Source organism: Roseovarius sp. D0-M9, from assembly GCF_037083805.1.
Taxonomy (GTDB): domain Bacteria; phylum Pseudomonadota; class Alphaproteobacteria; order Rhodobacterales; family Rhodobacteraceae; genus Roseovarius.
The window spans coordinates 1-560 of record NZ_JBAPKZ010000143.1; the positions used below are offsets into that span (position 1 = coordinate 1).

The following is a 560-nucleotide window of genomic DNA, read 5'->3' on the forward strand; positions in this document are numbered from 1 at the left end:
TCGGCGAGACTGCGCACCATCTGGCTGTGACAGGCATAGCACCCCTCACGGATGTAGATTTCGCGCCCGGCCAGTTCCAGCGGCGTGTGCGGACGCAAGTCATCCGGCAACTCAACGGTCTCATCAATGACGAAAAGAGGCGCGATTTCGACGATTCCGCCGATCGAGGCGGCGATGATGATCCCGGCCACCAGGCCCATCGAGGCTTTTTCAAGATTATAATGGAGTTTCAGCATCAGCTTACTCCGCTGCTTGGGTGTTTAGAGGGCGATCAGCGGCAGATTCATTGCTCGGTTGCGCTCTGCGCGCCGTGGCTCGGCAATTGAGCGCGCAGATTACAGCACCACTCAGGAACAGCGCGCCGCCCAGCGTGCGGGCCGCGTAATAGGGCGCCATGGCCTGAACGGATTCCACAAAGCTGTAGGAAAGCGCCCCGTTCTCGTCATAGGCTCGCCACATCAGCCCTTGGGTGATGCCAGCGTTCCATAGCGAGACGACGTAGATGAGTGTGCCGGAAATCGCGAGCCAGAAGTGCCATTCAACTGCCTTGGGCCAAGCCA

Annotated in this window: 2 protein-coding genes; both read right to left on the bottom strand. The window is 59.5% G+C overall.

Features of this window, described 5'->3' with window-relative positions; translation table 11 throughout:
* Positions 1–236: cbb3-type cytochrome c oxidase subunit II (locus tag V8352_RS21925; protein WP_336425745.1), on the bottom strand; the 236-nt coding region annotated here is incomplete at its 3' end.
* Positions 237–240: 4 nt separating this feature from the next.
* A partial coding sequence (locus V8352_RS21930; RefSeq protein ID WP_336426368.1) for a cbb3-type cytochrome c oxidase subunit I occupies positions 241–560 on the bottom strand: 320 nt, incomplete at its 5' end.